This window comes from Candidatus Woesearchaeota archaeon (genome assembly GCA_016214075.1).
Taxonomy (GTDB): domain Archaea; phylum Nanobdellota; class Nanobdellia; order Woesearchaeales; family DSVV01; genus JACRPI01.
Map to the genome: position 1 here is coordinate 44173 of JACRPI010000036.1, position 24075 is coordinate 68247.

The window sequence follows — 24075 nt, forward strand, 5'->3', positions numbered from 1 at the left end:
ACGATGAACACAATAAAAAAAGGAATACTCATTATAACAATGATGATCATGAGTATAATCATCATGCAAACTGCAACTGCAGACATTCTCGACAGCCCGCACATAAACGCAACATTGAGTTATCAGGATCCTGATCCTGTGGATCCAGGAGAGATTGTAGAGTTACGCTTCAGCATAAAGAATGATGGCGCAAGCACAGCAAAGACAGTAGAGTTCGAGATAGAAGGAGAGTATCCATTGCTCCTTGCGAATGGAGAAGATGAAATTAAATCACTCGGAGACATCTCAGTCTATAATGCGGATAAAATTGACACAGGAGAAACAACCCTCAAATACAAATTGATTGTCGATCCAAATGCAGCAGAAGGAGAATATGAAGTCACGTTACGATACAAAACAGAAGGCGGTGTGAGTAGAGGAAATTGGATAACACTAGATCCGTTTAGCGTTCAGGTGGGTGGAAAAGCGGCAGGTGTCGTGATTGAAGAAACAAGAACAACACCTGAGCGCGTCGCGCCAGGAGAGAGTGCAGATATTTCTATTATAATCACAAACAATGGAAACACATACATTGAAGACATGACAATCACATTAAACCTACAAAATACAACAGAGATTGCACCATTGAAAACAAGTAACGAAGTGATTATACGAAATATTAAGGGAGAAGAAAGCAAAGAGGCAAATTTTAGTTTGATTGTCGCGCCAGATGCTGCAGTGAAAGTGTACAAAATTCCAGTCACGCTCAAATATACAGACCAAAGAAATAATAAGTATGAAAAAAATACCTACATCTCAATCGTTGTCGACGCAGAACCAGAATATGTATTGAATATTGAAGAAAGTGAAGTCTACGAAGAAGATGTTGCTGGAAATATTGTGGTAAGTCTTTCAAACATCGGCGTCGCGAATCTCAACTATGCGACACTCACCCTGGAAGAAGGGGAATATTATACGATTCTTTCCAGTGACACTGTATACCTCGGAAATCTTGAAAGCGACGATTATGAAACTGCGCAATTCAAAATATATGCAAAGGACTATGTGGAAGATTTGCCATTACAGTTTCGCTTGGTCTATAAAGACGCGTTCAATAAAAATTATGACGAACAGATAACGCTGACCACAAAAATGTTCACCTCTTGGGAGGCGAGAAAGTACGGCCTAACAGAAAATGGAACAGGATTTACAACAGTATTGATACTTCTTGGAGCTGGAGTGCTTGGATGGTATCTCTGGAAGCGGCATAAAAAAGCGCAAACCAGTCCAAAAACAAAATGAGGACAGAAGAAACAACGCTTGCGTTGTATCAAGATTTAATTGTCATTGCATGGACAAATGTCTGGAAACGAAGATTGCGAAATGGACTTACTGTTTTAGGTATTGTCATTGCGATAACGACAATATTCTCATTAGTTTCGATAGGAAATGGATTAGATCAAGGAATACGAAAAGAGTTTGAAGAAATAGGAACAAACAGAATCTATGTCACCTCTTCTGGATCAAGCATTACAAGTTTGCAGGGAGGATTAACAGAAGAAGATGTCAAAACATTGGAAAGTATGAGTGAGTTTCTTTGGGTAACTCCCTATCTGCAGGAAAAAGTCACTGTAGAATACGCGAACAAGAAAAAAGTATTAACAGTATGGGCAACAACAACAGAACAGTTAGAAGAACGCTGGGATGATATTAATTTCGAAATAGAGTCCGGAAGAGTATTTGTCAGCGGAGAAAAGTATAGCGCCATTTTAGGCTATAAAACAGCGCACGAAATATTTGATAAAGAGATTCATGTCAACGAAAATATTATTATCAATGACAAACGATTCAAAGTTGTGGGCATATTTGCACCGATTGGAAACCCTGAAGATGACAGTGTTGTGGAGCTTCCGCTGGATACTGCGCAGGAAATGTTTGGGAAGGGAGATCAAGTCTCGATTATTGAACTCGTCGTAAAAGAAGGCGTTGATCTGAACGAAGCAGCGGCAAAAGCAACAAGGGCATTAGAACGAAAACGAGGAAATGATTTGTTTGAGATAGTAACACCAGACCAATTACTCCAACAATTTTCTACCATCCTTAAAATCATCAATGTGATTCTTGGGGCAATTGCAGGAATCTCATTAATTGTCGGAGGTATTGGCATTATGAACTCCACTTATACTTCTGTTTTAGAGAGGAAAAAAGACATTGGCATCATGAAAGCGATTGGCGCGAAAAATAGGTACATTCTTTTTTTATTCCTCGCAGAAGCGGGGTTTCTTGGATTTGTCGGAGGAGTAATTGGAATCGCGTTGGGATTCATGATTGCGAAGATGACACAGTTTGGTGCTGCTGCTGCGGGATTCCAAATGCTTGCGGTGGAATTTAATTGGAAAATCATGCTCTTTAGTTTACTTTTTGCAGTCCTTTTTGGAATTGCCGCAGGAGCATTGCCTGCGCGAGAAGCGATGAAGAAACAAGTAGTGGATGTGTTGAGGAAATAAGATGGTCACACAGCGGGAATATTATCAATATGTTTGGAATAATATTACAGAAAGAAAAGTACGGTCATGGCTGACAGTGCTTGGCATCATCATAGGGATTGCTGCGATTGTCAGTTTAGTGACGTTAAGTAAAGGAATGAATACTGCAGTGCAGGATCAGTTTGAAAAAATGGGAATCTCTTCGATTCGTGTTGTTCCTGGAGGATTACATGGTCCTCCAACAGGATCAATGGGATTTTCTATAGGTTTACAAGAAAAAATTGAAAATGTCAAAGGAGTGGATTATGCAAATCCAGTTCTCATTGATTATGGAACTGTAAAATCAAACAGAGAAGAAGAAACAGTGATGGTGAATAGTTACGATACGTCGCTCAGTGAGCGCGCGTTTGTCGATACAGATTTGCAAATAGAAGAAGGGAGATTTTTTGTTCCAGGAGAGCGAGGCAGCATTATTATTGGTTATGATATTGCGTATGATCTGTTTGACAAAGATATTGGAGCGAAAAATTCTGTGTTAATTAATGACCAGAAATTCAAAGTGATTGGGATTTTAGAAGAATCAGGCACAGACGCGGATGACAGAATCTACATGGGTCGTGAAGACGCAGAAGTATTGTTTAACAAAAAAGATGTTGTCAATGTATTTGTCGTCCAAACCACAAAAGGAATGAACGCTGAAGAAGTTGGAGCGAAAATTGAACAGGAATTGTTGAAAACATTGGAAGATGAGCAGTTTGATGTGTTTACCCCTGAGCAATTATTGAAGCAGATTGGCGCGATGATTGGGGTTATTCAACTTGTGCTTGCGAGTATTGCGTCAATTTCCCTTGTTGTTGGCGCGATTGGCATTATGAACTCGATGTTTACCGCTGTTCTCGAGAGAACACAGGAGATTGGCGTGATGAAAGCGATTGGCGCGCCGAATAAAACGATTGTTATCTTTTTTATTATAGAAGCAGGGATGATGGGGTTTGCGGGAGGCGCTATCGGAACGCTGGTCGGAACCCTGCTGTCGTATGGGGTGCAACTTGGCGCGTATGTCGCAGGCTATAATTTGTTTAAAGTGACGATTGATGTTTCGATGATTGTCTTAACATTGGTGCTTTCGTTTGTGTTAGGCGCAGCAGCTGGCGCGATTCCTGCGTATCGTGCTGCGCGAATGAAACCGATTGATGCGTTGAGATACGAATAATGTTACATAAAGGAAATATTTAATTTGAAAGAAGTATAATACAATAATTCTAAGAGAAACAGACGCTCGACAAATGCTCGCGTCCTAACGCACAAAGTCTCACAGGAACGTTCGACTTTGTGCGTTTGTTAAGGCGAAAAATAACAACATGGCGCCGACGCGACGGGGGTTGACCCCTTCGGGGTGTCGCGTAGGACAAAATTAGTAGAATTTTGTCCGTAGGCCGCCATCGTTGTTGTTATTTTTTGCAACTTTTGATAATTTTTAGACCAAGCGTAAGATCAAGTAAAACATATAAACAAATGGAGTTTCTTTTCTTGTATGAAATGTGAAGTCTGTAAAGGAACAATTCAACAGCACTTTTTGCAGAAGATTATTGGTACTGTAGTGAAAGACGCGAAAGGAAAAAAGCATACTGTTTGTTCGAATTGTCAGAAATTGTTGAAAGAGAAGAAGTTGATGTTAGAGAAATTATAATTGTATTGCCCCCGTAGCATAGTAGCCATTGCGTCGGTTTCGTAAACCGAAGGTCGTGGGTGCAACTCCCATCGGGGGCTTTTTTAATCCTTCAACCTTCTTACTTTCTCTTTACAATATTCTACTTTTGTTTCAGAACCTAAATAAGTACAGAACGTCTCATCTTCGTTAGAAAGAGCAAACTGTTCTATGCATTTCTCAGAATCATCCCAGACTAGATAATCACTGCAAAATGTTTTTACATCTCTAAATTCCAAAATTCTATTAAAATATTCATAAGAAAATCCTTCACTATCATAATAAACCATCATCGTATCAAAATCAGTGGTATACATATTCGCAACATAGGCAATAAAAGTCTCGTCATCAATTTGTTCGAACTTTATTACCATAAAAGACGAGTAATAAACCCAGTATCTACAGACATTGAGAAAAGTCTGTTCATCAACTTGTTTTTTATGATCATCAGACATATATTTGTATAATGCATTGCAATCTTCTTTGTTCATATAATAGACAACAGTCTCCGCAAATTGTTCTGCTTGCTCCGCAATATCATTTTCTGGTTCATCATTTACCCAAAGAGGTTCTTCAACAGTTTCTTGAACAACGGGAACTTCCTTTTCTTCTATACTTTCCGTAATTTCAGAACCACAAGAAAGAACAAATAAGAGAAGAACAAGCAACAAGCAAAAGAGTTTCTGTTTCATGAGGAGAAGTATATTTGTCTTGTTTAAAAATATAGTGCCCTTTTCCCCCACAACCATTAAAAACCAACCTGCATTTTTCTCCAATATGGAACTCAGTAAAGAAACAGAGCAAGTAATACAAAAAGCAGAAATAATCTACAAGCAAAACTTCCCATTAACAACCTGCTTCGAAAGAGCGATCTTCTTCAGTTGGTGGTGCGGAATCAATGATTGTGGGTTCTGCTACATGTCCGCGTTGCCAAAAGATAAAGTAAGCAAAGAGGAATCCATCAGACACGAAGCAAGTATTCTCGCAGAAGTCTGGTTGTGCAAAAAAGTAGGATGGCAAATTGGCTTTTTTACAGGAGGCATTAACGCGTTTTCAGGAGATAAAGTTCTCGATATGTTAAAAAAGATCAACAAAATCTACGGAAAAGTATGGCTTAGTGTTGGTCCGTTGGCAAAAACGCAATTAGAAAAATATGCGCCGTATGTTGAAGGAATAGTTGGATCGCTGGAAACAGTGAATGAAGAGATACATAAAAAAGCATGTCCTTCTAAACCTCTTGCTCCATATTTTCGTATGTTTGATGCAGCACAGGAACTCAAACTAAAAACAGCAATGACGTTTATCATTGGGTTAGGAGAGACAAAAAAAGATCTTGCAACAATAAGAGAAGTCATAGAACGATATCATATTTCTAAGATTCATATCTATGGACTTATTCCGCATGAAGGAACAATGTATGCGAATGCACAACCTCCAACTGCTGATGAACAAGCATGGTGGATTGCACAAATACGCATTGCATATCCAACACTCGATATTCAGTGCGGCATTTGGAGTGATCGTACAGAGAGAATTTCAGTACTGCTTCGCGCAGGAGCAAATAGCATCTCCAAATTTCAAGCGATTAAACTATTCGCGACAAAACCTGCGCAGGACATTGAAGCGCAGGCGAAGATTGGAGGAAGAGAGTTTCTTGGTTCCCTCACCAAACTTCCAGAAATCAACATCAACGAAATCGATGATTTTGGATTTGACGAAGAATTAACAAAGAACATTAAGAAAAAAGCAGAACAATATCTCAAACTCATGAGACGAAATGTCGAGCATCCAGAGAGAACGCAGTTGATTCAAATTCATGAATGAGTATTCCATTTCTTACTTCTTCCAACTGCATCTTTCCATTTGTTGTACAACTTCTCTCTTTTCTCGAAAGGCATCGTAGAAACAAATTCTTTCTCTTGTTGCCAATATTGTTGTATTTCATTCTGATCCTTCCAAAATCCAACAGCAAGTCCCGCTAAAAACGCAGCGCCAAGCGCAGTAGTCTCTCTATTTTTAGGAACAACAACCTGTGCATCAAGTATATCTGCTTGAAATTGTAATAAAAAAGAGTTCGCAGCAGCGCCGCCATCTGCTTTCAAAGTAACAACAGAAATCCCTGCTTCTTTTTGCATTGTTTCCACAATATCTTTTGTTTGATACGCGATGCTTTCGAGTGTTGCCCGTACTATATGCGCAGGAGTAGTGCCGCGAGTCAAACCAATAAGCATTCCTCGCGCGTCTGGATCCCAATACGGACAGCCAAGCCCGCTCAGTGCAGGAACAAAATAAACTCCATCATTCTCTTTCAAAGAATCCGCAAGCACTGCGGTCTCTTCAGCAGAGGTAATAATCTTTAATCCATCCCGCAGCCATTGCACAGCGGCGCCTGCGATAAAGACACTTCCTTCAAGAGCATAAGATGTTTTCTGATTAATAGTCCATGCAATAGTGGTTAGAAGATTTTGAGAAAGAACAGCTTTCTCTCCAGTATTTAATAGAAGAAAACAACCAGTGCCGTAGGTATTTTTGAGCTGTCCAGAAGAAAAACAACATTGCCCAAACAATGCTGCTTGTTGGTCACCTGCAATCCCTGCAAAAGGAATTTGTAAACCATCTATTTCCATGTGTCCATAAATTTCAGATGATTCCTTCACGACAGGGAGCAGTGTTTTATCAACAGAAAAAAGCCGCAATAATTCCTCATCCCATTGTTTTGTGTGAATATTAAAGAGCATTGTTCGTGACGCGTTGCTCATATCGGTAACATGTACTTTTTCTCGAGTCAAATTCCAGACAAGCCAACTATCTATTGTCCCGCAGAGAAGATCTTCTATATTTCCGCCAACATGGTTCAAGATCCATTCTATCTTCGTTGCGCTAAAGTATGGATCACACACAAGCCCTGTTTTTTCTTTGATTATTTTTTCATATCCTTCTGTCTTCAATGCATGGCAACGCTCTGTTGTTCTCCGACATTGCCAAACAATTGCCGGATGAACTGGCTTTCCAGTCTTCTTATCCCAAACAACAACAGTCTCTCGTTGATTCGTAATGCCGATAGCAGCAATCTCTTTTGGAGAAATAGGTTCAGTTATTTTTCTTATCAATTGCTTCGTTTTAAGAATAAGCTCTTCAGGATCATGTTCTACCCAACCAGGCTGTGGATAATATTGCTGTAATTCCGCGTACGCTTTTGCAATTACTTCTATTTGCTTATTGATGAGGAGTACTGTTACTCCCGTCGTACCAGCATCGATAGAAAGAATATAAGACATAAGAGAAGGTTTTCTTTAGTGTTTATATTTTTTTATAAGATAAAGAATCACCAAGGAAAAGTCCTACAACACAATTCATCCTTTATCGAAGTATAAAAAAGACACAGAAATTCAGAAGCGAGCATGACAAAGAGAAAAAGGAGAATAACTAAAGATACCGTTTCTTAATATACAGACTCAGCCCAAACAACACAACAAGAAACAACAGAGTAACACCCAAAATAGACAAGAAGAATGTCAAAAAGAATTGTTCCGGAAATAAATGAATAAGTTGATCAGTTGCAGGATCCATGAGCCAAGAATCATTGGTAAAAGCAAATCGATGAAAGATCGTAAAAGAGTCTGTAAAGAAGAAAGAAAGGAAGACAAAGAACACAAGAATCAAAAAACAGAACATGCACGTAGAAAAGAAGAGATCATAGAGAAAGAATTTGAAATCCTTCTTAACAAACGTAAAAAAATAAAACACCAGCAAAATAAAAGTAAGCGACACTGCAAAATACAGCGCTTCGACAAACAAAAGAATGTTTCGAACATCCACCATGTGCAGAATATCCCGTTCTGAATAATACTGGGAGGAAAGCGCTGCGCCATCTTTCATGTATGCCCAAAGAAGCCGCGTCATTTCCCATGTCTGTTCATAACCAAGTTCATCATAAACACCATTGTGAACATACTGATTATCATAAAACCGAGGATTATAGAGAAATAGGTAAAAACTAGACAAAAACAAAAACAACGTCAGCGCAACAACAGCAAGGGACAAAAGAACGCGATTCGAACGACTCAGATACTCCATAGTAAAGTAAAAAACACCTCAACTATAATAAAGCTTTCCTGCTGCTTTCTGTTCTCGATCTTTGTAAGAATCTTTTTTGTTAATGCGCGGTCGATGGCTAAACTCATCTCGTCGAAGAGAAATCCCTAAATGAGAAAGCAAGGTATTCATCCCTTGTTCCATCGAAAATGGTCCAGCTGCTTCTCCTGCGACAGCAGGCTGGCCAGAAAACACGAGTAATTTGTCAGAGACATAATCAAGGAACAGCAGATCGTGGTCAACAACAAGAACAGAAACCCCTTTCATCTCCACAAAATAGCGAATCACTTTAGAGACAGCAAGGCGCTGTTCAACGTCAAGATACGCAGAAGGCTCATCCAACAAGACAAGATGTGCTTTTTTACTGAGCGCAGCTGCAATCGCAACACGCTGTAATTCTCCTCCGCTGAGTTCATTGAGTTGCTTTGAAAACAACGGAATGAGATCAAGGGGCTTAATGATTTCCTGCGTATAGTTGGAGATCGCCTCAGCTAATACCTGCTGGACAAGATCATCAGAAGTACTATCAAGATATTGTGGTTTGTAGGAAACAGTCACTGCGGTATCAACCTGTCCAGCGTCTGGAGCAAGGACACCCGCAAGCATTTTAACAAAAGTGGTTTTTCCAATACCGTTCTCTCCTAAAATTCCGACAACAAGGTGTCTATGTAACTCCCCTGCGTGAGCAACCAGAGAAAATCCGCCTTGCTTTTTCGTAAGTGTTGGCCATGACGTTAAAACAGAGCGAGTGGTAATATCAAGCGGCGCTTTCACATCAAATTGAATTTTTGAATCACGGAACCGAACGTTTTCGCCAGGAAGATGACCCGAGAGGTAAATGTTGATTCCTTCTTTGGAAGAGGTCGGCTGACTCACCACCCCAAAACTTCCTTCTTTTCCATACATGATGTGGAGAAGGTCGGTCATATAATCCAGAGAAATAAGATCGTGTTCAATAACAAGAACAGAATTTTGTGATTTCACTGGATCAGTAGGATCAACAAGAGATCGAATAATTTCCGCAACCTTGAGGCGCTGTTTGATATCAAGATACGACGTTGGTTCATCAAAGATATAGAGATTCGCTTTTTTCAAAAGCGTTGCTGCGATAGCGATGCGCTGTAATTCGCCGCCAGAGACTTTGTCAATCGGCGTGTCAAGAAAGTGACCAAGAGAAAGAGAAGTAACAACATCCTGCAATTTTCCTGTTTCATTAACTTTGTCTAATAATTGCCGAACAGTTCCTTGAAATGATTTTGGAATAAGGTCAACAGCTTGCGGTTTATAGGCAACTTTAATCGCTCCTGCTTTCACTTGTTCAAAAAAGCGCTGCGCTTCTGTGCCTTTGAAATAATTGACAATATCTTCGTGCGTCGCGTCATGATCCAAACCCAAATTTGGTTTATGAACGCCTGCTAAAATTTTGAGTGCGGTACTTTTTCCAATCCCGTTCTTCCCAAGGATTCCTACAATTTTCCCAGGAATAGGGACAGGAAGAGAAAAAAGGACAAATTTGTTTTCGCCGTAGCGATGAATAGGTTGTTGATTGAACGCTTCAGGAAGATTAATGATATCAATCGCGTCAAAAGGACATTTGTGCACACAGATCATGCACCCAATGCAGAGTTCTTCGCTAATCCCTGCTTTGCCATCTTCCGCTTTATGAATGCAATCCTCTCCTTTGCGGTTGATAGGGCAGTATCTAATGCAGAGAAAGTTCCCGCAGCCTTCAGGGTTGCAGCGGTCTTTTCGAATGATTGCGATACGTTTCATGAAGTTTGAAAAATGAAGGTTTGTATATAAATGTTACTTGAACTTCGTGAGAGTATTTGAGATAGACAAAAAATAAAGAATGAAATAAGATTAATTATAATAAATAAGAAGGATAAGAGCAATATTATCTGGACCTTTAATTACTAAACGACAACCTGAATCAATTTTTACTTTTTTATGTTGTATTTTTATGTGTAGCTGAAAAATATCTTCTATACCTGGAGGCAGATAATATGTTCCATTAGTACTATGATCAGTATAAAAAAGAGAACGCTTGGAAGTGGAGAATATGCCTAATATTTTTTCATGCTCAAATTGTAAATGTCCATGGTTGTTACTTACAAAAGGATAGTTGATAAAAACATCATTTGCTTTTGCTCTTCCAAGGGTAATGATTTCATCAGTAACCTCAGGAAATGTAAAAGAAGGACTTCCATATAAATGACCATATGATTGGATCTTATTATTGTGATTAATATATACTGCAATTCTAATTTCATTAGTCATGAGTAATCACAATGCCTACCGCGTCACTTCAAACCCTTTAATCTCTTCATACATCTTCATAATTTTTTTGTCATCATGCAATTTCTTACGTACAGGTTCTAACAACAAATTCAAATTCTCCGCGACAGCGTTCTTCAAATCCATAGGATGCAACGCGCCAGAAGCATAAATCTCTTCCAATGCAGAATAGCTGCCAATCGTCAAATTGCCCCCAAACTTCTCTGGTCGTTTGATCGCAATGGAGTCAACTTTTTCAAAAATAATGTATTTGCAGTATTCGAGCATAGGATTTTCAACAATTTTCTTTTCAGGACAATACGCCTTGCGAATCTTTCGTTCCACATCTTCCTTCGAATCAAGCATAAAAATCGCAGTGTCTGGTTTTGACTTAGACATCTTAAGAGCAATGCCGCGTTCAGCGCCTTCAAGTCCTTCTTTTGGCGGCTCCCCAAGACCCATGAGCATATGATGACTAACAATAACAGGTTTCCAGAATCCAAGCTTCTCACCAACCTCGCGAGCAAGAACATTGACTTTCCGTTGATCCATGCCGAGCTGGCAAATATCAGCGCCTAAGTAGAAAATATCAGCAGTCTGCATACAAGGATAAAATATCTGAGAAGCATAAAGCGCGTCTTTCTCAGAACGCCCCATAATTTCCACAGTGCGAAGCATGCGTTGTAATGTGCTCGAGCGCGCGACGTTCATCACCATTTTCCAATAATTCGTGTCTTTTGCAAGATCAGAAGCCCAGACAAATTCCACATGCTTCATATCCATATCGCATGCTTTCCACACTTCAATGTAAAATTGACCTACTTTCTGAATTTTCTCAAGATCCCCCCCCATTTTGTTGTTTGCCCACGCGTGCCAATCAGCAACGAGCATCTTGAATGTGCAGCCAGCGGCAGTCATTTTGTTAATGTTAATAGCGCGTAATAATCCTTGTGCGATATGAATGCTTGTTCCGCTCGGTTCAAATCCATCATACGCAACAGGATGTGGTTTTTTCTCAAAGAGTGTTTTCAGTTCATCATCAGTAAGAATTTCTTCACCAACACCTTTGACCAAATCAATTTTTTTCTGAATGACCATACAAGCAAGCAGGTCACTCGATTATATAAAGCTTTTTATACCAAGAACACTAGGAAAGAGCAATGGAACAGCCATTAATTATCTTTGACAAAATCAGCAAGCAGTTTGGAGAAAAAAAAGTAATCAATGATCTCACGCTTTCCATCCACAAAAACGAAATTTTTGGGATTATTGGAAAAAGTGGCGCAGGAAAAAGTACCCTGCTAAAAATGTTGATTGGCTTCTATAAAGTAGATGCGGGAAAAATCATCTACCATGGGAAAAACATTACAAATAACACCGCGTCCATGAAACAAATTGTAGGCTTTTGCACGCAGGAAAATTCTTTTTATCCAGAACTCACCGTGGAAGAAAACCTAAACTATTATGGAAGGTTATACGGCTTAGATGGACGGGAATTAAAGAAAAGAAAAGACGAGCTTTTAGAAATTGTTGCATTGAACACAAATAGGTTCTCCCCCGCAAATACACTTTCAGGAGGAATGAAGCGCAGGTTAGATTTTGCAATTTCACTCATCCATTATCCACAACTCTTAATCCTTGATGAACCCACAACAGGGCTTGATCCCATTACAGAAAAAGCAATTTGGGATCTTATTAAAGAGCTTTCCGCGAGAGGAATATGTATTCTCGTCATCTCGCACACACTTGATTTTGTGGAAAAATATTGCAACACAGTGGGTTTTCTTGCGGCGGGAAAAATTATTGTTACTGCGAGTCCTGCTGCGTTGCGAAGAAAATATCCGCATAAAGAAACCTTTGCAGAAGTCTTTCAAGAAGTGCTTGAGGAGTACGCATAATGGGACTGGAAAAACTCTATTTTATCATCCAAAAGAATCTACGATTAGTTTTTAGAAATTGGATGACCTTCCTCCTTTTAGTTCTCGGTCCAATGCTGCTTATTCTCGTCGTTGGATTTGCGTTTAGTGGCGATGATCTGCATGATATTTCAATAGGAGTCCATGCGCCAAAAGATGCGGAAATTCAAGAGGTCGTTGATGCGCTTGCGTCAGAAGAAATTTCCATTGTCTACTTTCCAAGAATTGACAACTGTATTCGCGCGATGAATCATTCCATAATAAATATCTGCGCGGATTTCTCAGAAGATTTTGGAGATGGAGAAGGAAGCATCACGTTTTACTATGACGCGACAAGATACAATCTCGTACGATATATTCTTGAATATCTCAAAGAACAAGTTGCGATCACCAGTGAGCAAGTCAGTTTGGAAACTGCGGAACAGATTTTTTCAGACATTGATAGTTTCGTCACCGATATGGAAACAGGACAACAACAGGTGCATGACTTAAGAGACAATGCGCTCCTGCTCCAACAAGATCTCATCAGAGCGCATGAAGAAGTGAAAGCTGCGCAAGACGCGTTTGATCCATCTTATTATAAAATAAAGAGATTGCAAGCACAGCTCAACGCGACAGTGCTGAATTACAGCGAAACGTATGCGGAAACAGCAAATGTTACCGAAGTTATTGATGACCTTGCTCTTCTTGAAAGCAGCATCAATTCCCTCAATGCAAGCCTCCACTCTGTTGAAGCAGCATTGACGATGTCAGGAACACAGTATAATAGATCAGTGTTTACAAAAGCGTATGAATCAATGGACAAAGCAGCAAGCGAGCTTGAAAGCACCATTGCCTCTTTACACACAACAGAAGATCTGGAAAACCTCACTATGGCACAAACAGTGGATCTTCTAGAACAAATAAATGAAATTGTAGGCTATCTTGATGATGTGCACCAAAATCTTGCAGACACAGAACTCCTCCTCAGAAGTCACATAGAAAATATAGACACTGGAGTTACAAATCTCGATGGTCTTTCTGCGTCATTTGACACCTACATTGAAACATTTTCTGGAATTAATCAATCAGACGCGGAAAAATTCCTGCACCCATTAACCGCGACGTTTGAACCAATTCCTACAGATGCTGAAGAAAATAAAACTGCGATTGTCTTCCCAATCATTCTTGTCTTTATGATGAGCTTCATTTGCATTTTGTTGTCAAACATGCTTGTATTGAACGAAACGCACAGCCCTGCATATTTCAGAAATTTCCTTGTTCCAGCGCCTGCAGTGTTTTTTATCCTTGGAATTTTTATAACAAACCTCATCCTTGTTGGATTCCAGTTAGGAGTATTTTTTGTCGTTGCGTATCTGAGTTTTGGAGTTTCATTTTTTCTGAATCTTCCAGTATTTTTGAGTGCAGTCTTTATAGGCACCGTGTTCTACATTTTGGTAGGAATGTTGTTTGGATATGTCGTGCAAGACAGGCAAACATCATTGCTCTTCAGTCTCTTTTTTTCGTTGATTATGTTTTTCTTTTCGGATGTTATCTTTCCGCTGGAAATTATGCCCCCTGCGGCTGCGATGATTGCGCAGTTTAGTCCATTGGTATTGTTAGAAGGATTGTTCCGTCAGACCCTTTTCTTTGGTCATGGAATCACAGAGCAGTGGTTCGGCTTTACTGCAATAGGGTTGTATAGCGGCGTGTTGGCGTGTTTTGTGATTGCGGCGTATTATTGGAATAGAAGAATGAAATAAGAGTTGCACACTCAGGAGTTACTTCCGTCAATCATCTCCCGAAGGATCAGCTGGTGTTCACATCATCATCGTGTGCAAGAGAGAGTCTTGTTCTAATGTTTATAAATTTTTGTTGGGAGTTTAGATATATTTATTAGGAACAAAACAAATTCTATCCTCTATGATAAATCTCATTATGAATGCGGATGACCTTGGGATGAGTAAAATGTTCAATAAATCAATATTGAGTTTAATAAAAGAAGAAAAGATAAACTCAACATCAGTATTAGTAAAGAGGATTACAGAAGAGCAAAAAGAGCAAGTAAAAGAGCTCATCAATCTCTCCAAAAAAATGAAAGTGAGTATAGGGCTTCACCTCGATTTTGAAAGCACTGATTATAATACGCAAATAAATACACAATTTAAGAAGTTCCAACAAATCTTCAATGCTAATCCAAGTCACTTAGATATTCATAAAGCATCAACGTGGAAAGAGAGTATTCCTCTTGTCGCAGAGTTTTGCAGACAAAAGAAATTGCCTTGTCGTAATAAAGGAGGAACGAGTAAATACTGGAAAACAACAGATGCTCCTGCGTTTCATGGAACAACAGATAATTTTGAAGATATAGAGAATTGGATAAAAACATTAGAAGAAGGAAAGTGGTATGAAATATTGTTCCATCCTGGAATGTATGATCCTAACTGCAAATCGAGCCTCAATAAAGAAAGAGAACTGGATACGAAACATATACACAAACTCCATTCCATATTGAAGAAGTATAACATTAAGTTAGTCAGCTATCATGACGTAGCAACTGCTCATTAGAATAATTTTAAGAAGTATGAGAAGGAAGAAAATTTCTGAAAAAATAATTCAAAATAGATTGGGGATTCAAAAAGACTGCTGAGCGATTCAAACAGCAGTAAGGCAATAGTTGCTCAGCAACACACAAGATACGCGCACCAGCAAAAGTAAAAATGTCAGGGAGACCCATTGCGTCAGCAATGGGGTTTTATTGAAATGTAAAATCAATCAGCAAACGAGAAAATGAAATAAAAGAACAAAAAACTACCCAAACATCATCGCAGCATCTTTTTCTGCAGAGTCTTTCTGAATAACTTTGTCTGCTGCGTCAAGGAAATCTTTTTCAGAAACACTCGATCTGTTTTCACGAATAGCAAAATACCCTGCTTCTGTGCAAATGGATTGAATCTCGGCGCCGCTAAGTCCTTCAATTTTTTTATAAAAGACATCATAATTGATTCCTTTGTCAAGAGCCATTTTTTTACTGTGGATTTTGAAAATCTGTGAAACACCTTCTTTAGAAGGTAAGCCTACTTCAAGTAATCTATCCAAGCGACCTGGGCGAAGAATCGCAGGATCAAGAATATCTTTTCTGTTCGTGCACCCTATAATTTTGACATTGCCCAGCGGTTTAAATCCATCAAGTTCTGCAAGCAACTGCATAAACGTGCGCTGAACTTCTCGTTCACCTGAAGTGCCAAGTTCCATACGCCGCGCAGCAAGCGCGTCAATTTCATCAATGAAAACAATAGAGGGCGCTTTTTCGCGGGCAAGTTCAAAGATCTCTTTGACAAGCTTCGCGCCTTCGCCGATAAACTTCTGGACAAGTTCTGAGCCAACAATTTCAATAAAAGTAGAGTTCGTTGATGCGGCGACTGCTTTTGCGAGCAGAGTTTTTCCTGTACCTGGAGGACCATGGAGTAAAACTCCTTTTGGAGGTTCAATTCCTATTTTCTTGAACAACGCAGGATTTTTGAGAGGAAGTTCAATCACTTCAATAAGCTCTTGTACTTGTTTATCAAGACCGCCCACTTCTTCCCATTTTGTGGTAGGCTTATCAATAATAACAAACTTCTCTACATGGAATTTTTTATTGGAAGGAATTTTACGAATAATAGTAAGGTTTTTTTGTTCAGCAAGAACAGTATCACCAACGCGAAGATCAGTGCATTGGCTGGAAATGCTGACATAAAATTTGTTGCCATTAGGTGTTTTGATAATTGCGCTGTTTTCAAGAAGATCTACAACATCGCAAACCATGAGTGCTGGCTGGCGAAATTTATTCAGTTCATTTTGCAAGTGAGAAACAGTTTCTTTGAGAATTCTATTTTCCATTTCAAGACGACTGTTATCTGTGGTGTAGCTGTACATCACATTGTCGAGTTGATTATCCACCTGGCTATTCATAGGAACGAGTAATCAAGTAACATATATAAACATTGCGCTTCTTTCCGCCGGAGATAAGACACAAATTAAAGGTCAAAAGAGAAGAGTTCTTTACTACTTTTCGTGAGAAGTACTGGTCCTGTTTTCGTCATCCAGACATCATCTTCTATCCGAATTCCAAATCGTTCAGGAACATAAAGACCTGGTTCAATAGTGAAACACATATTCTCCTGAATAATATCTTTGCTTTTCGGACCAACGTTCGGTGCTTCATGAACCTCAATGCCAATGCCGTGCCCTAAACTGTGCGGATAGTCGATCTCTTTTCGAGAAACAGCGTCAATGGCGCTAAATTTTTTCTTCAACGCAACAGCTGCAAACGCGCGTTCATTTGCTTGCAGTACTTTATTGTACGCGTGCCGCTCTTCCTCGCTAGGTTTTCCGAAGTAAATGGTTCTGGAAATGTCAGAAATATAGTTGTTAGAGCGAACCCCAAAATCAAGAACACAAAATCCCTTCTGCAACCGAATGGGTTGAGGAATATAATGGGGAAGTGCAGCATTTTTTCCTGACGCGACAATAGTTTCAAAAGAAACAATGACATTTCTCTTTTTCGCTTCAGCAGCAATAAAGTCCGCAATGTCTGTTTCTGTCACAAATTGCTTGCGATTCAACCGTAACTCTTTGCAAAGGGTTTCAAAAATATCATCTGCGAGAGCAGCGGCGTGCTGAAGAAGTTGAATTTCCTCATAACTTTTGATGATGCGCAAAGCACGACAAACATCTTGCAAAGGTTTGAACGTATGCCCTTTCACTTCTTTACGGAGTGCTTTATCCATAGAAAGAGTGACATACTGTTCGTTAATCCCCACATTCTTCTTTCCTTTAAGAACTTTATTAATCTCTTGAAGAGGCTTTTTGTACGAGACAACAGAAGAGCAAGGAGCATACCGCTTTGCGCGTTCATATTCCAAAGAAGAAACAAAAAAAACAGCGTCTCCTTTCTGAGGAATCACTAGAAAAGAATACTCAAGCTCCAAATCAGTAAAGTACAGCATATTAGGATCTTTAATCGAGGTATTAATCAGAAGCGCAGCGTTTATTTTGTTCTTGACAAGAGCAGCTTGCATTTTCTCAACGCGTTGGCTAAACAATGCTTTTTCCATGCAATCCAAATCTTTTTATAGGTATATAAACTTTGTTCTCAGTATGGAACAACAAAGCAAAATAGAGAAGAAAACACTGAGCAATGGGTTAACAATCATCCATAAGAAAGTGCCCGCAGAAACAGTAACAGTAGAATTTTCTGTGCACACAGGAAGCATTATGGAAACAAAACAAGAAGCGGGATTATCGCATTTTCTTGAGCATCTGTTGTTTGAAGGAACAAAGAAGCGGCCAACATCAAAAGCGATCGCGAATGAAATTGAAAAGTACGGCGGAGAATTCAATGCCGCGACATCGCAAGAGCGAACCTACTATTATGTTAAAATCGCAAAAAAACATTTTCCCATCGCGCTGGATATTTTACAAGACATGTTTACCAACTCATTATTTGACAAAAAAATAATTGAAAAAGAGCGAAAAGTCGTGCTGGATGAGATAAACATGATCAATGATAATCCGCGCCATTATCAGTGGATTCTTTTTAACAAAGCGTTGTTTGGGAAACATGCCGCAGCGTTGCCTGTATACGGCAATGTTCCCGTGCTCAAAAAAATAACACGAGAGCAAATTATGAAATATTTCGCAAAATGGTATATCCCTTCGCAAATAACAGTAATTATTGTAGGAGATATCCCCGACGGAACTGCCGCAGTAGAAGCAGTATGTGGAAATTGGAACAAAAAAGAAATAGAAATTCCCGTGATCGCAAAGCCATCTCCTAATGTATCCACAAAAACAAAAGAAGCAAAGAAATTAGGACAATCCTATCTCGTTCTCGGCTATAAAGCACCACTTCGTGCAGAAAAAGATGCTGCGACCATTGATGTCATTAGTGGAATTTTAGGGCGTGGACAATCAGGATGGTTGTTTGATGAGATTCGGGCGAAGCGAGGGTTGTGTTATAGTGTCGGCATAGAGTATGACGCGAACAAAACAATCAGTAGCATTGGCATTCATTGTGGAACAAACAAGAAGAATCTCAAAAAAGTGCAGGAGCTTATTCTAGAACAGCTCGAAAGACTAAAAGAAGTGAATCAAGAAGAAGTTGAAGAAGCAAAAACATTCATTGATGGCTCGCTTGCGTTGCGCAGAGAAAATACTGCGGCAGTCGCGGAAGAGCTTGCGTATTGGCATCATACTGCGTCACTGGAGAAATATGAAAAATACCTAGACGAAGTGAAGAAAGTCACAGCAACAGATGTCCAAAACTTTGCGAAAGCGTGGTTTACGGATCAATATACCATTGCGATTTTAGAGCAGAAGAAATAACAGCATTTCCAAAAGTCGCAACGCTCACAAATAATCGCTGAGCAAGTCCTTGTATGACAACGCAATCTATTATTATTTTTTAATAAGGAATAAAATAGCGAAAAATACTTTAAGGAACAAAGAGTAAAAGAGAACATGATAATTGAAGATGCAGTTTACGAGATACTCACAAAGAAAAGATATAACAGAGATGAAGCATTTCTAAAAGAAGAAATAAAAGAGAAAATAAAGAGGATTATAGAGCAAAAAGCACCAATAAAACTTGTAGGTTTTTGGGGTGTAGGACAAAAAAAGACAGCAAACTGGGCAGACAGTACTGCGTGTGAATTTCTTAAAGAACTAAATAATGACGTGAAGAAAGTATATCCTCATGGAATTGAGTTTATGTTCATTTTTGCAACAGAACACGGCATCCATAATGGAATAGAGAAAGAAACAATGCAAAACTATACAAAAGAAATAGAAAAAATATTCACAAAACACGGATTCAAATGGATATATTTAGACACACTATGGAAGAAATATGACATAAGCTTTAAAAAAATAGATAAAGAATTTGAAAAGAAGCCAAAAGGATGGTGGGAGAAGATAGAAAACGCAAAAATGATAGAAAAGAATGCAAAAAACAGAAATCTGAGACTTGATCCTAAAACTGCTGCGCAAAAATATTTTATTATGAGAGGCCTAGAAAAACAAATGTTAGAGAAAGAATTTGCTGATTGTATATTCCATGCGTTTTCTGATGCAAAATTAAGAAACGTGCTTCCACATCTGCCAACATTATATTTCTACGCTAGAAAAGGGTGGTCAGACACACCATGGTTCGTAATCAATTAACAATCTCAAAATCAACGCAAATCCTAAACGCGCGCGGCTTGTGTTGCCCACACTTGAAAATTCCCAGGATTTTGCATTTCTTACCCGCAGCAGCGCATGCGTTCTCAATCTTCACCACAGCGTCCTGAAAATGATCTTCATGCAAAAAGTCATAACAGTGAATAACAGTCCCCTTGTGAGCAACAGCAAGCGCGACATCCAGAAACTCTTCAGAAGACTTCGGCAACGGCATTAAAATTCGATCAAACGTCTTGCCAAGAGTAGGAACAACAGTGCGAACATCGCCATTAAACAAAGAAACATTCTTAAGCTTATTCGCAGCAACGTTCTTCAATCCATACTGATGCCCAACAGGATTTAATTCAACGCCATAAATTTCTTTTGCAGGAGTATTTTTTGCAAGAACGCATGGATATGGAGCACATCCAGAGAACATAACAAGAATAACTTCACCTGGCTTTACGAGTTGCAAAATTCGCTTTCGTTCTGTGCTTAAACGAGGAGAAAAATAAACATTTTCAACATCAAGCCAAAGAGAAACGCCATTTTCTCGGTGCATGGTTTCTCGGGTATCAACCCCTGCGAGAAATTTCATGTGCTGCGTACGAAATTCTCCTTCATGCCCTCCTTCTTTTTTCAAGACAGTTTTCACAGAAGGAACAAGCTGCAATAATGCATTACCAATATATTTCCCTCTTTTGACAAATTCCTTATCTAATTCAACAATAGCAATAGTGCCTATATGATCAAAAGCAGTTTTCAGCTTCTCTAATTCTTTTTTTGTAAAATGTTCAGCAACATGCTTGCGAAGATCAGTCTCTTTCAACATGCGCGGAGGAAGCTGCGCAGCAACAACAGGATATTTTTTCTTGAATTTTGTTTTAGAAAGAAGAGGGAAGTACACAAAACCATTCTTGGAAATAACTTTGTACTTTGGAGAAAAGTTCTCTGTCTCAGTAAGATAGATCTTGACCTTTTCAGCGTCAGAGATTGGAACTTTAACCGCAAACATCAGAAAAAGTCACCCAATCCTTTTTGTTTTTTTGAGGTATGCAGCAATTCAAGCTTTTCAAGCGTTGAAGTAACTCGCTCTCGAGAAAAGCCACGAGTATCACACAAAAGATGAATAATTTTTTGGCTATCAAAAGAAGTAAATCGAACATCATACTCTTTTGTAACAGGCATATCTTGAAAGACATTATAAATTTCTTTCCAAGAAAAAGAATAGTGCTTCTCCCATTCCGCTGCAGCAAAAAGAGCAGCAAAATCTTTTTTATGTTCATGCAAGAGTTTCAACGCTTTTTTTGGTCCAATACCTGGAATGCCTTGCCGATTATAATCTGTTCCAATAAGAACTGCAAGAACAATGAGTTGTTCGCGATCAATTTGAAGTGCATTCAACACATCAGCAGTCTGAATGAGTTGCGGCTTCACTGTTTCATAAGAATGCGTCCCTGCTTTTTTTCGCTTGCCGGCGATAGAAAGATTACGAATTAAGCGAGGAATGCCATAAAGCAGCGTGTCATAATCCTGACTGCTTCCATAATCTGCGTCCCCTTGTTTAACGAGATATGCGACTTGTGCTTCTCCCTCGCTTGCAGCCTGCACAATAGGCAGCCCAAGCGCGGTAATGAGTTCTTTTGCGTCTGCAAGCATTTCTGGAGTTAAGCGCGCAGTTCTACTGGCAAATTTTTTCATTGCTTCAATGTCTTCTGCTTCTTTTGCGGTTTCATATGCTTCTGCAGCTTCTTCTTTTATCTGTCGCCGTCGTTCTTGCTCTTGTCTTTTGAGTGCAGGAGGTTTGCCGTCAAAAACAAAGATAAGTTGAATGTTATGTTGCATGAGATGAGTAGTCCTGCTAAATAATCCCATAAGATGAGAAGTCACATGTCCTTGCGAATCAGTTAATAGGCTTCCATCAGGAGACCGAATAGAAGAAAGAAATTGGTATAAAATGTTGTAAGTGTCAATAGCAATTTTCTTGCCAGCAAGATCTTTGAGTTCTATTTCTTTTCCCTCAACAAGATCGCGGAGTTGTAAGCCCATGAGCACAAAGAACAAAAACAAGAATATAAAGGTAGTGGAAAAGATTTATAAAATCAGAATTGACTCTCTATTTAATGAAAAGAAAGTTTGATCAAACAAAATTACAGTCAGAAGACTACGTCGCTCTTTTTGAAGCAGTAAAAAGAGCAGCATACAAGGATAATGTTGAATATGGGTATATAATTTCAAATGTCATTCTCTCCACAAGATGCATTGAAAGCATTGTTGCACAAATCGGTACAAGAGGAAAAGTTACAATAAATAGAGAACCCTCTTCAGGATTACTGGGAAAGCTTGGTTTAGAAGATATTTATGCTACAGTTGATAATCCAGTGACAATTGTTCCAGAGGTGATGATTGGGTCAAGAAAGATCCATCCTTCTCAAATAGTTGGTTATGGTCCAGGAAATCAATATGATGCACTTGTTGATTTTGAACACGGAGACGCAATGTTTAAGGAAGAGGATCAAGACCTTGCGCATCGACTTGGATTTGTCTACACTCCTAAAGGAATGATAGATATGTTCTCTTTAAAAGGGTCATCTCAGGAAACACACAGAACAAAGAAACAAATAGATGAAACTGGAAATCCCCTTCTCTATTGTGATAATCTTACATGTCAAAGACTAATTAGAAACCCTATTCTTGTCATGGATAGTAAAACAGGAGGGATATATCATAGTGAAATTTGTGAAGCAAGAGATGCGCAGGCAAAGCACGCGAGTGGGGTTAAAGAATTTTCTCCCGCGTATATTTTAATAGAGGAAGTAAGAGCATTATATAGAGAAGGACGAGTTCAACAAGCGCCTGGATTTCAAGCAGTATGAATGAGAACGCGAATATGAACAAATATACTCCATCTGCATTTGAAAGAAAGAAATATGTTCTCGCAACGCAAAAAGATATTGAAATACTTGAAAAATGCAAGGAGCTAGAAAAAAGAAAGCTGACAAAAGAAGAAGAAAAACTTGTTAAATTAATAAAAACACAATTAGAAGAGGATTGGCGAACTCCATTAAGGAAAGCAGTGGATAAATTACTCAAAAAATAGTAGATTCGCCTCACTGCTTAACAACAATTCATCTCTTTTTTATTTTTTAATGTATAGATGAATTGTGTACTAGGACTTTGCTGAGCGATTCTTTCATATTGCGATCTGCAGTTGTGCGAGATAAAACTTCATACAGCAACACTTCTCTTCCACATAACCTCAAATTGATCTTTCAATAAAGAGGCAAACGCAGGGCTTTCAATCCAGAAGGAAAGATAGTCTTCTTCCTGTTCAATTTCTGGCTGACCGATAGTAATGCGACATACCTTTCCATCAAATGTGCTAAAGCGAATGCTTTTCTGTTCTTCTTTAGGATAATAACGGATTTTCACTCCAATCTTTTTCCATTGAACAATCGCCTTCTTATTCTGCGTTGTTTGCTGCACTAAAAAGCGAAATTCCGCGCCTCGTTTGACTGCGTCTGCAACTGATTTTCCGCTGTGATAATCAAAATATAAGTCTCCCACAAAAGAATATCCAAAATACTGTGCGTTATCTGATGCCTCAGAGAGCATCTGTACAATCTTTTTCTTTCCTTTCAACACAAGCGCGACATCCTGAAGATCAGATTGTTTTGTAGAGATTTGATGTTTTAGATCTTGAAGTTGTTTGCCTAAAAGAGTAAGTGTTTGTTGTTTTCTCTCCAGTTGTTCTTGAAAAGGACTAATGCCTATCAATTTATACTGTTTTGGACGAAGATCTAAAACAGCAACATATCCTTTCTCAATAAGGGAAAGTAATGACGCATAGACTTTGTTTGAAGGAACAGAAGTATGTTGCTGGATCTCTTGAGCTGTTGTACTGCCTAACTGCACAAGCGCAAGATAGACTTTTGTCTCGTAATCAGTAAATCCAAATGCTTTGAGGAGTTGTTGTTCTTGCATGATATTCACATCTAAGGACTTTTAGGACTAGTAAGAGTCCTTTATTTATAAAAATAGTGTTGATTTACCCTGACAAATGCCTAACGACAGATATTACATAAGCTTTCGCGAATTTTTGATGGATAGAAATAACCAACCTGTTTTTTTTCAACCTGTTCTTTTTGAGGTTTTAAAAGAAAATAATGAAACAGTAACAGTAAGACTTTTGGAAGATCATCAGCTTATTTTAGAAGAAAGGTTGGAAGCTGAACGATTAGAGTTAGAAGCTAAAATAAAAGGATTTCCAAAAGCGGGACAGGAGTATATAATAAGAGCCTATCCCATTAGATTGACCTCCATGTAATTATTCCACATGCGAGATGCAATAATCCTATGTAAGCATCTGGTCTTTTAGACCAACGAATCAATAACCCTCTAAATCGGTTGAACCAACTATGTGTACGTTCAA

24 protein-coding genes and 1 tRNA gene are annotated in these 24075 nt (G+C 38.9%); 14 read left to right on the plus strand and 11 right to left on the minus strand.

Annotated elements, in window-relative coordinates; genetic code table 11:
* The first annotated feature begins 3 nt into the window (after positions 1-3).
* From HZC31_06930 to HZC31_06950, 5 genes are all read left to right on the plus strand, one after another.
* Positions 4-1281, plus strand: coding sequence for a hypothetical protein (locus HZC31_06930; protein MBI5003093.1), 1278 nt, complete (start codon positions 4-6; stop codon positions 1279-1281).
* Entirely contained in the window at positions 1278-2486 is a 1209-nt protein-coding gene (locus HZC31_06935) for an ABC transporter permease (protein MBI5003094.1), read from the plus strand. Before HZC31_06930 ends, HZC31_06935 begins: the two co-directional genes overlap by 4 nt.
* A gap of 1 nt (position 2487) precedes the next feature.
* Entirely contained in the window at positions 2488-3678 is a 1191-nt protein-coding gene (locus tag HZC31_06940) for an ABC transporter permease (protein ID MBI5003095.1), read from the plus strand.
* A gap of 321 nt (positions 3679-3999) precedes the next feature.
* A complete protein-coding gene (locus tag HZC31_06945; GenBank protein ID MBI5003096.1) occupies positions 4000-4155 on the plus strand; it encodes a hypothetical protein in 156 nt (51 codons plus the stop codon).
* A 7-nt stretch (positions 4156-4162) separates the two neighbouring features.
* A tRNA-Thr gene (locus HZC31_06950) sits at positions 4163-4235 on the plus strand.
* Positions 4236-4238: 3 nt separating this feature from the next.
* Here the strand turns inward: HZC31_06950 and HZC31_06955 are convergent.
* Positions 4239-4865, minus strand: coding sequence for a hypothetical protein (locus tag HZC31_06955; protein MBI5003097.1), 627 nt, complete (start codon positions 4863-4865; stop codon positions 4239-4241).
* Positions 4866-4950: 85 nt separating this feature from the next.
* Here HZC31_06955 and HZC31_06960 point away from each other — a divergent pair, with 85 nt between their 5' ends.
* On the plus strand, positions 4951-5997 hold the full coding sequence (locus HZC31_06960) for a radical SAM protein (GenBank protein MBI5003098.1): 1047 nt from the start codon (positions 4951-4953) through the stop codon (positions 5995-5997).
* Here HZC31_06960 and glpK read toward each other — a convergent pair.
* The 5 genes from glpK to HZC31_06985 all read right to left on the minus strand — a co-directional run bounded on the left by glpK (position 5988) and on the right by HZC31_06985 (position 11643).
* Positions 5988-7451: a glycerol kinase GlpK gene (gene glpK, locus HZC31_06965; GenBank protein MBI5003099.1), complete on the minus strand. Its 1464-nt coding sequence runs from the start codon at positions 7449-7451 to the stop codon at positions 5988-5990. The genes HZC31_06960 and glpK overlap by 10 nt on opposite strands.
* A gap of 148 nt (positions 7452-7599) precedes the next feature.
* Positions 7600-8250 carry a DUF1461 domain-containing protein gene (locus HZC31_06970; GenBank protein ID MBI5003100.1) on the minus strand — a complete coding sequence of 217 codons (651 nt, stop codon included), beginning with the start codon at positions 8248-8250 and terminating at the stop codon, positions 7600-7602.
* Between the two features lie 18 nt (positions 8251-8268).
* A complete protein-coding gene (locus HZC31_06975) occupies positions 8269-10041 on the minus strand; it encodes a ribosome biogenesis/translation initiation ATPase RLI (GenBank protein MBI5003101.1) in 1773 nt (590 codons plus the stop codon).
* Positions 10042-10131: 90 nt separating this feature from the next.
* Positions 10132-10548 carry an FHA domain-containing protein gene (locus tag HZC31_06980; protein ID MBI5003102.1) on the minus strand — a complete coding sequence of 139 codons (417 nt, stop codon included), beginning with the start codon at positions 10546-10548 and terminating at the stop codon, positions 10132-10134.
* A gap of 15 nt (positions 10549-10563) precedes the next feature.
* Positions 10564-11643, minus strand: coding sequence for a tyrosine--tRNA ligase (locus tag HZC31_06985; protein MBI5003103.1), 1080 nt, complete (start codon positions 11641-11643; stop codon positions 10564-10566).
* Between the two features lie 62 nt (positions 11644-11705).
* Here HZC31_06985 and HZC31_06990 point away from each other — a divergent pair, with 62 nt between their 5' ends.
* The 3 genes from HZC31_06990 to HZC31_07000 all read left to right on the plus strand — a co-directional run bounded on the left by HZC31_06990 (position 11706) and on the right by HZC31_07000 (position 15008).
* Positions 11706-12443, plus strand: coding sequence for an ABC transporter ATP-binding protein (locus tag HZC31_06990; protein MBI5003104.1), 738 nt, complete (start codon positions 11706-11708; stop codon positions 12441-12443).
* Positions 12443-14203 (plus strand): ABC transporter permease, encoded by a 1761-nt coding sequence (locus tag HZC31_06995; protein ID MBI5003105.1) that lies wholly within the window; start codon positions 12443-12445, stop codon positions 14201-14203. The genes HZC31_06990 and HZC31_06995 overlap by 1 nt, the downstream gene beginning before the upstream one ends.
* A gap of 160 nt (positions 14204-14363) precedes the next feature.
* Positions 14364-15008: a ChbG/HpnK family deacetylase gene (locus HZC31_07000; protein ID MBI5003106.1), complete on the plus strand. Its 645-nt coding sequence runs from the start codon at positions 14364-14366 to the stop codon at positions 15006-15008.
* Between the two features lie 243 nt (positions 15009-15251).
* Here the strand turns inward: HZC31_07000 and HZC31_07005 are convergent, their stop codons facing one another.
* Positions 15252-16394: an AAA family ATPase gene (locus HZC31_07005; protein ID MBI5003107.1), complete on the minus strand. Its 1143-nt coding sequence runs from the start codon at positions 16392-16394 to the stop codon at positions 15252-15254.
* 65 nt (positions 16395-16459) lie between these two features.
* Positions 16460-17539 carry an aminopeptidase P family protein gene (locus tag HZC31_07010; protein ID MBI5003108.1) on the minus strand — a complete coding sequence of 360 codons (1080 nt, stop codon included), beginning with the start codon at positions 17537-17539 and terminating at the stop codon, positions 16460-16462.
* A 43-nt stretch (positions 17540-17582) separates the two neighbouring features.
* Between HZC31_07010 and HZC31_07015 the strand changes: the two genes are divergently transcribed.
* Together HZC31_07015 and HZC31_07020 are read left to right on the plus strand one after the other, a co-directional pair.
* Complete coding sequence (locus HZC31_07015) at positions 17583-18809, plus strand: insulinase family protein (protein ID MBI5003109.1); 1227 nt, start codon at positions 17583-17585, stop codon at positions 18807-18809.
* A 135-nt stretch (positions 18810-18944) separates the two neighbouring features.
* The gene (locus HZC31_07020) at positions 18945-19646 is read left to right on the plus strand and encodes a hypothetical protein (GenBank protein ID MBI5003110.1); all 702 of its coding nucleotides are present in this window, start codon (positions 18945-18947) and stop codon (positions 19644-19646) included.
* Here the strand turns inward: HZC31_07020 and HZC31_07025 are convergent.
* Together HZC31_07025 and HZC31_07030 are read right to left on the minus strand one after the other, a co-directional pair.
* Positions 19639-20658, minus strand: coding sequence for a class I SAM-dependent methyltransferase family protein (locus HZC31_07025; protein ID MBI5003111.1), 1020 nt, complete (start codon positions 20656-20658; stop codon positions 19639-19641). The genes HZC31_07020 and HZC31_07025 overlap by 8 nt on opposite strands.
* On the minus strand, positions 20658-21692 hold the full coding sequence (locus HZC31_07030; GenBank protein MBI5003112.1) for a flap endonuclease-1: 1035 nt from the start codon (positions 21690-21692) through the stop codon (positions 20658-20660). The genes HZC31_07025 and HZC31_07030 overlap by 1 nt, the downstream gene beginning before the upstream one ends.
* Positions 21693-21766: 74 nt before the next feature.
* Here HZC31_07030 and HZC31_07035 point away from each other — a divergent pair, with 74 nt between their 5' ends.
* Positions 21767-22519, plus strand: a complete 753-nt coding sequence (locus HZC31_07035) for a hypothetical protein (GenBank protein MBI5003113.1) — start codon at positions 21767-21769, stop codon at positions 22517-22519.
* A gap of 14 nt (positions 22520-22533) precedes the next feature.
* Positions 22534-22743 carry a hypothetical protein gene (locus HZC31_07040; protein ID MBI5003114.1) on the plus strand — a complete coding sequence of 70 codons (210 nt, stop codon included), beginning with the start codon at positions 22534-22536 and terminating at the stop codon, positions 22741-22743.
* Between the two features lie 128 nt (positions 22744-22871).
* On the opposite strand, the gene HZC31_07045 is transcribed toward HZC31_07040, so the two are convergent.
* Positions 22872-23627, minus strand: coding sequence for a TrmB family transcriptional regulator (locus tag HZC31_07045; protein ID MBI5003115.1), 756 nt, complete (start codon positions 23625-23627; stop codon positions 22872-22874).
* Between the two features lie 76 nt (positions 23628-23703).
* Between HZC31_07045 and HZC31_07050 the strand changes: the two genes are divergently transcribed.
* Positions 23704-23970 carry a hypothetical protein gene (locus tag HZC31_07050; protein MBI5003116.1) on the plus strand — a complete coding sequence of 89 codons (267 nt, stop codon included), beginning with the start codon at positions 23704-23706 and terminating at the stop codon, positions 23968-23970.
* Positions 23971-24075 lie beyond the last annotated feature (105 nt).

Bases quoted from the DNA above. Each gene is read 5' to 3' on its own strand.
- HZC31_06930 (MBI5003093.1), top strand. From the start codon at position 4: ATGAACACAATAAAAAAAGGAATACTCATTATAACAATGATGATCATG.
- HZC31_06935 (MBI5003094.1), top strand. From the start codon at position 1,278: ATGAGGACAGAAGAAACAACGCTTGCGTTGTATCAAGATTTAATTGTC.
- HZC31_06940 (MBI5003095.1), top strand. From the start codon at position 2,488: ATGGTCACACAGCGGGAATATTATCAATATGTTTGGAATAATATTACA.
- HZC31_06945 (MBI5003096.1), top strand. From the start codon at position 4,000: ATGAAATGTGAAGTCTGTAAAGGAACAATTCAACAGCACTTTTTGCAG.
- HZC31_06955 (MBI5003097.1), bottom strand. From the start codon at position 4,865: ATGAAACAGAAACTCTTTTGCTTGTTGCTTGTTCTTCTCTTATTTGTT.
- HZC31_06960 (MBI5003098.1), top strand. From the start codon at position 4,951: ATGGAACTCAGTAAAGAAACAGAGCAAGTAATACAAAAAGCAGAAATA.
- glpK (MBI5003099.1), bottom strand. From the start codon at position 7,451: ATGTCTTATATTCTTTCTATCGATGCTGGTACGACGGGAGTAACAGTA.
- HZC31_06970 (MBI5003100.1), bottom strand. From the start codon at position 8,250: ATGGAGTATCTGAGTCGTTCGAATCGCGTTCTTTTGTCCCTTGCTGTT.
- HZC31_06975 (MBI5003101.1), bottom strand. From the start codon at position 10,041: ATGAAACGTATCGCAATCATTCGAAAAGACCGCTGCAACCCTGAAGGC.
- HZC31_06980 (MBI5003102.1), bottom strand. From the start codon at position 10,548: ATGACTAATGAAATTAGAATTGCAGTATATATTAATCACAATAATAAG.
- HZC31_06985 (MBI5003103.1), bottom strand. From the start codon at position 11,643: ATGGTCATTCAGAAAAAAATTGATTTGGTCAAAGGTGTTGGTGAAGAA.
- HZC31_06990 (MBI5003104.1), top strand. From the start codon at position 11,706: ATGGAACAGCCATTAATTATCTTTGACAAAATCAGCAAGCAGTTTGGA.
- HZC31_06995 (MBI5003105.1), top strand. From the start codon at position 12,443: ATGGGACTGGAAAAACTCTATTTTATCATCCAAAAGAATCTACGATTA.
- HZC31_07000 (MBI5003106.1), top strand. From the start codon at position 14,364: ATGATAAATCTCATTATGAATGCGGATGACCTTGGGATGAGTAAAATG.
- HZC31_07005 (MBI5003107.1), bottom strand. From the start codon at position 16,394: ATGAATAGCCAGGTGGATAATCAACTCGACAATGTGATGTACAGCTAC.
- HZC31_07010 (MBI5003108.1), bottom strand. From the start codon at position 17,539: ATGGAAAAAGCATTGTTTAGCCAACGCGTTGAGAAAATGCAAGCTGCT.
- HZC31_07015 (MBI5003109.1), top strand. From the start codon at position 17,583: ATGGAACAACAAAGCAAAATAGAGAAGAAAACACTGAGCAATGGGTTA.
- HZC31_07020 (MBI5003110.1), top strand. From the start codon at position 18,945: ATGATAATTGAAGATGCAGTTTACGAGATACTCACAAAGAAAAGATAT.
- HZC31_07025 (MBI5003111.1), bottom strand. From the start codon at position 20,658: ATGTTTGCGGTTAAAGTTCCAATCTCTGACGCTGAAAAGGTCAAGATC.
- HZC31_07030 (MBI5003112.1), bottom strand. From the start codon at position 21,692: ATGGGCTTACAACTCCGCGATCTTGTTGAGGGAAAAGAAATAGAACTC.
- HZC31_07035 (MBI5003113.1), top strand. From the start codon at position 21,767: ATGAAAAGAAAGTTTGATCAAACAAAATTACAGTCAGAAGACTACGTC.
- HZC31_07040 (MBI5003114.1), top strand. From the start codon at position 22,534: ATGAACAAATATACTCCATCTGCATTTGAAAGAAAGAAATATGTTCTC.
- HZC31_07045 (MBI5003115.1), bottom strand. From the start codon at position 23,627: ATGCAAGAACAACAACTCCTCAAAGCATTTGGATTTACTGATTACGAG.
- HZC31_07050 (MBI5003116.1), top strand. From the start codon at position 23,704: ATGCCTAACGACAGATATTACATAAGCTTTCGCGAATTTTTGATGGAT.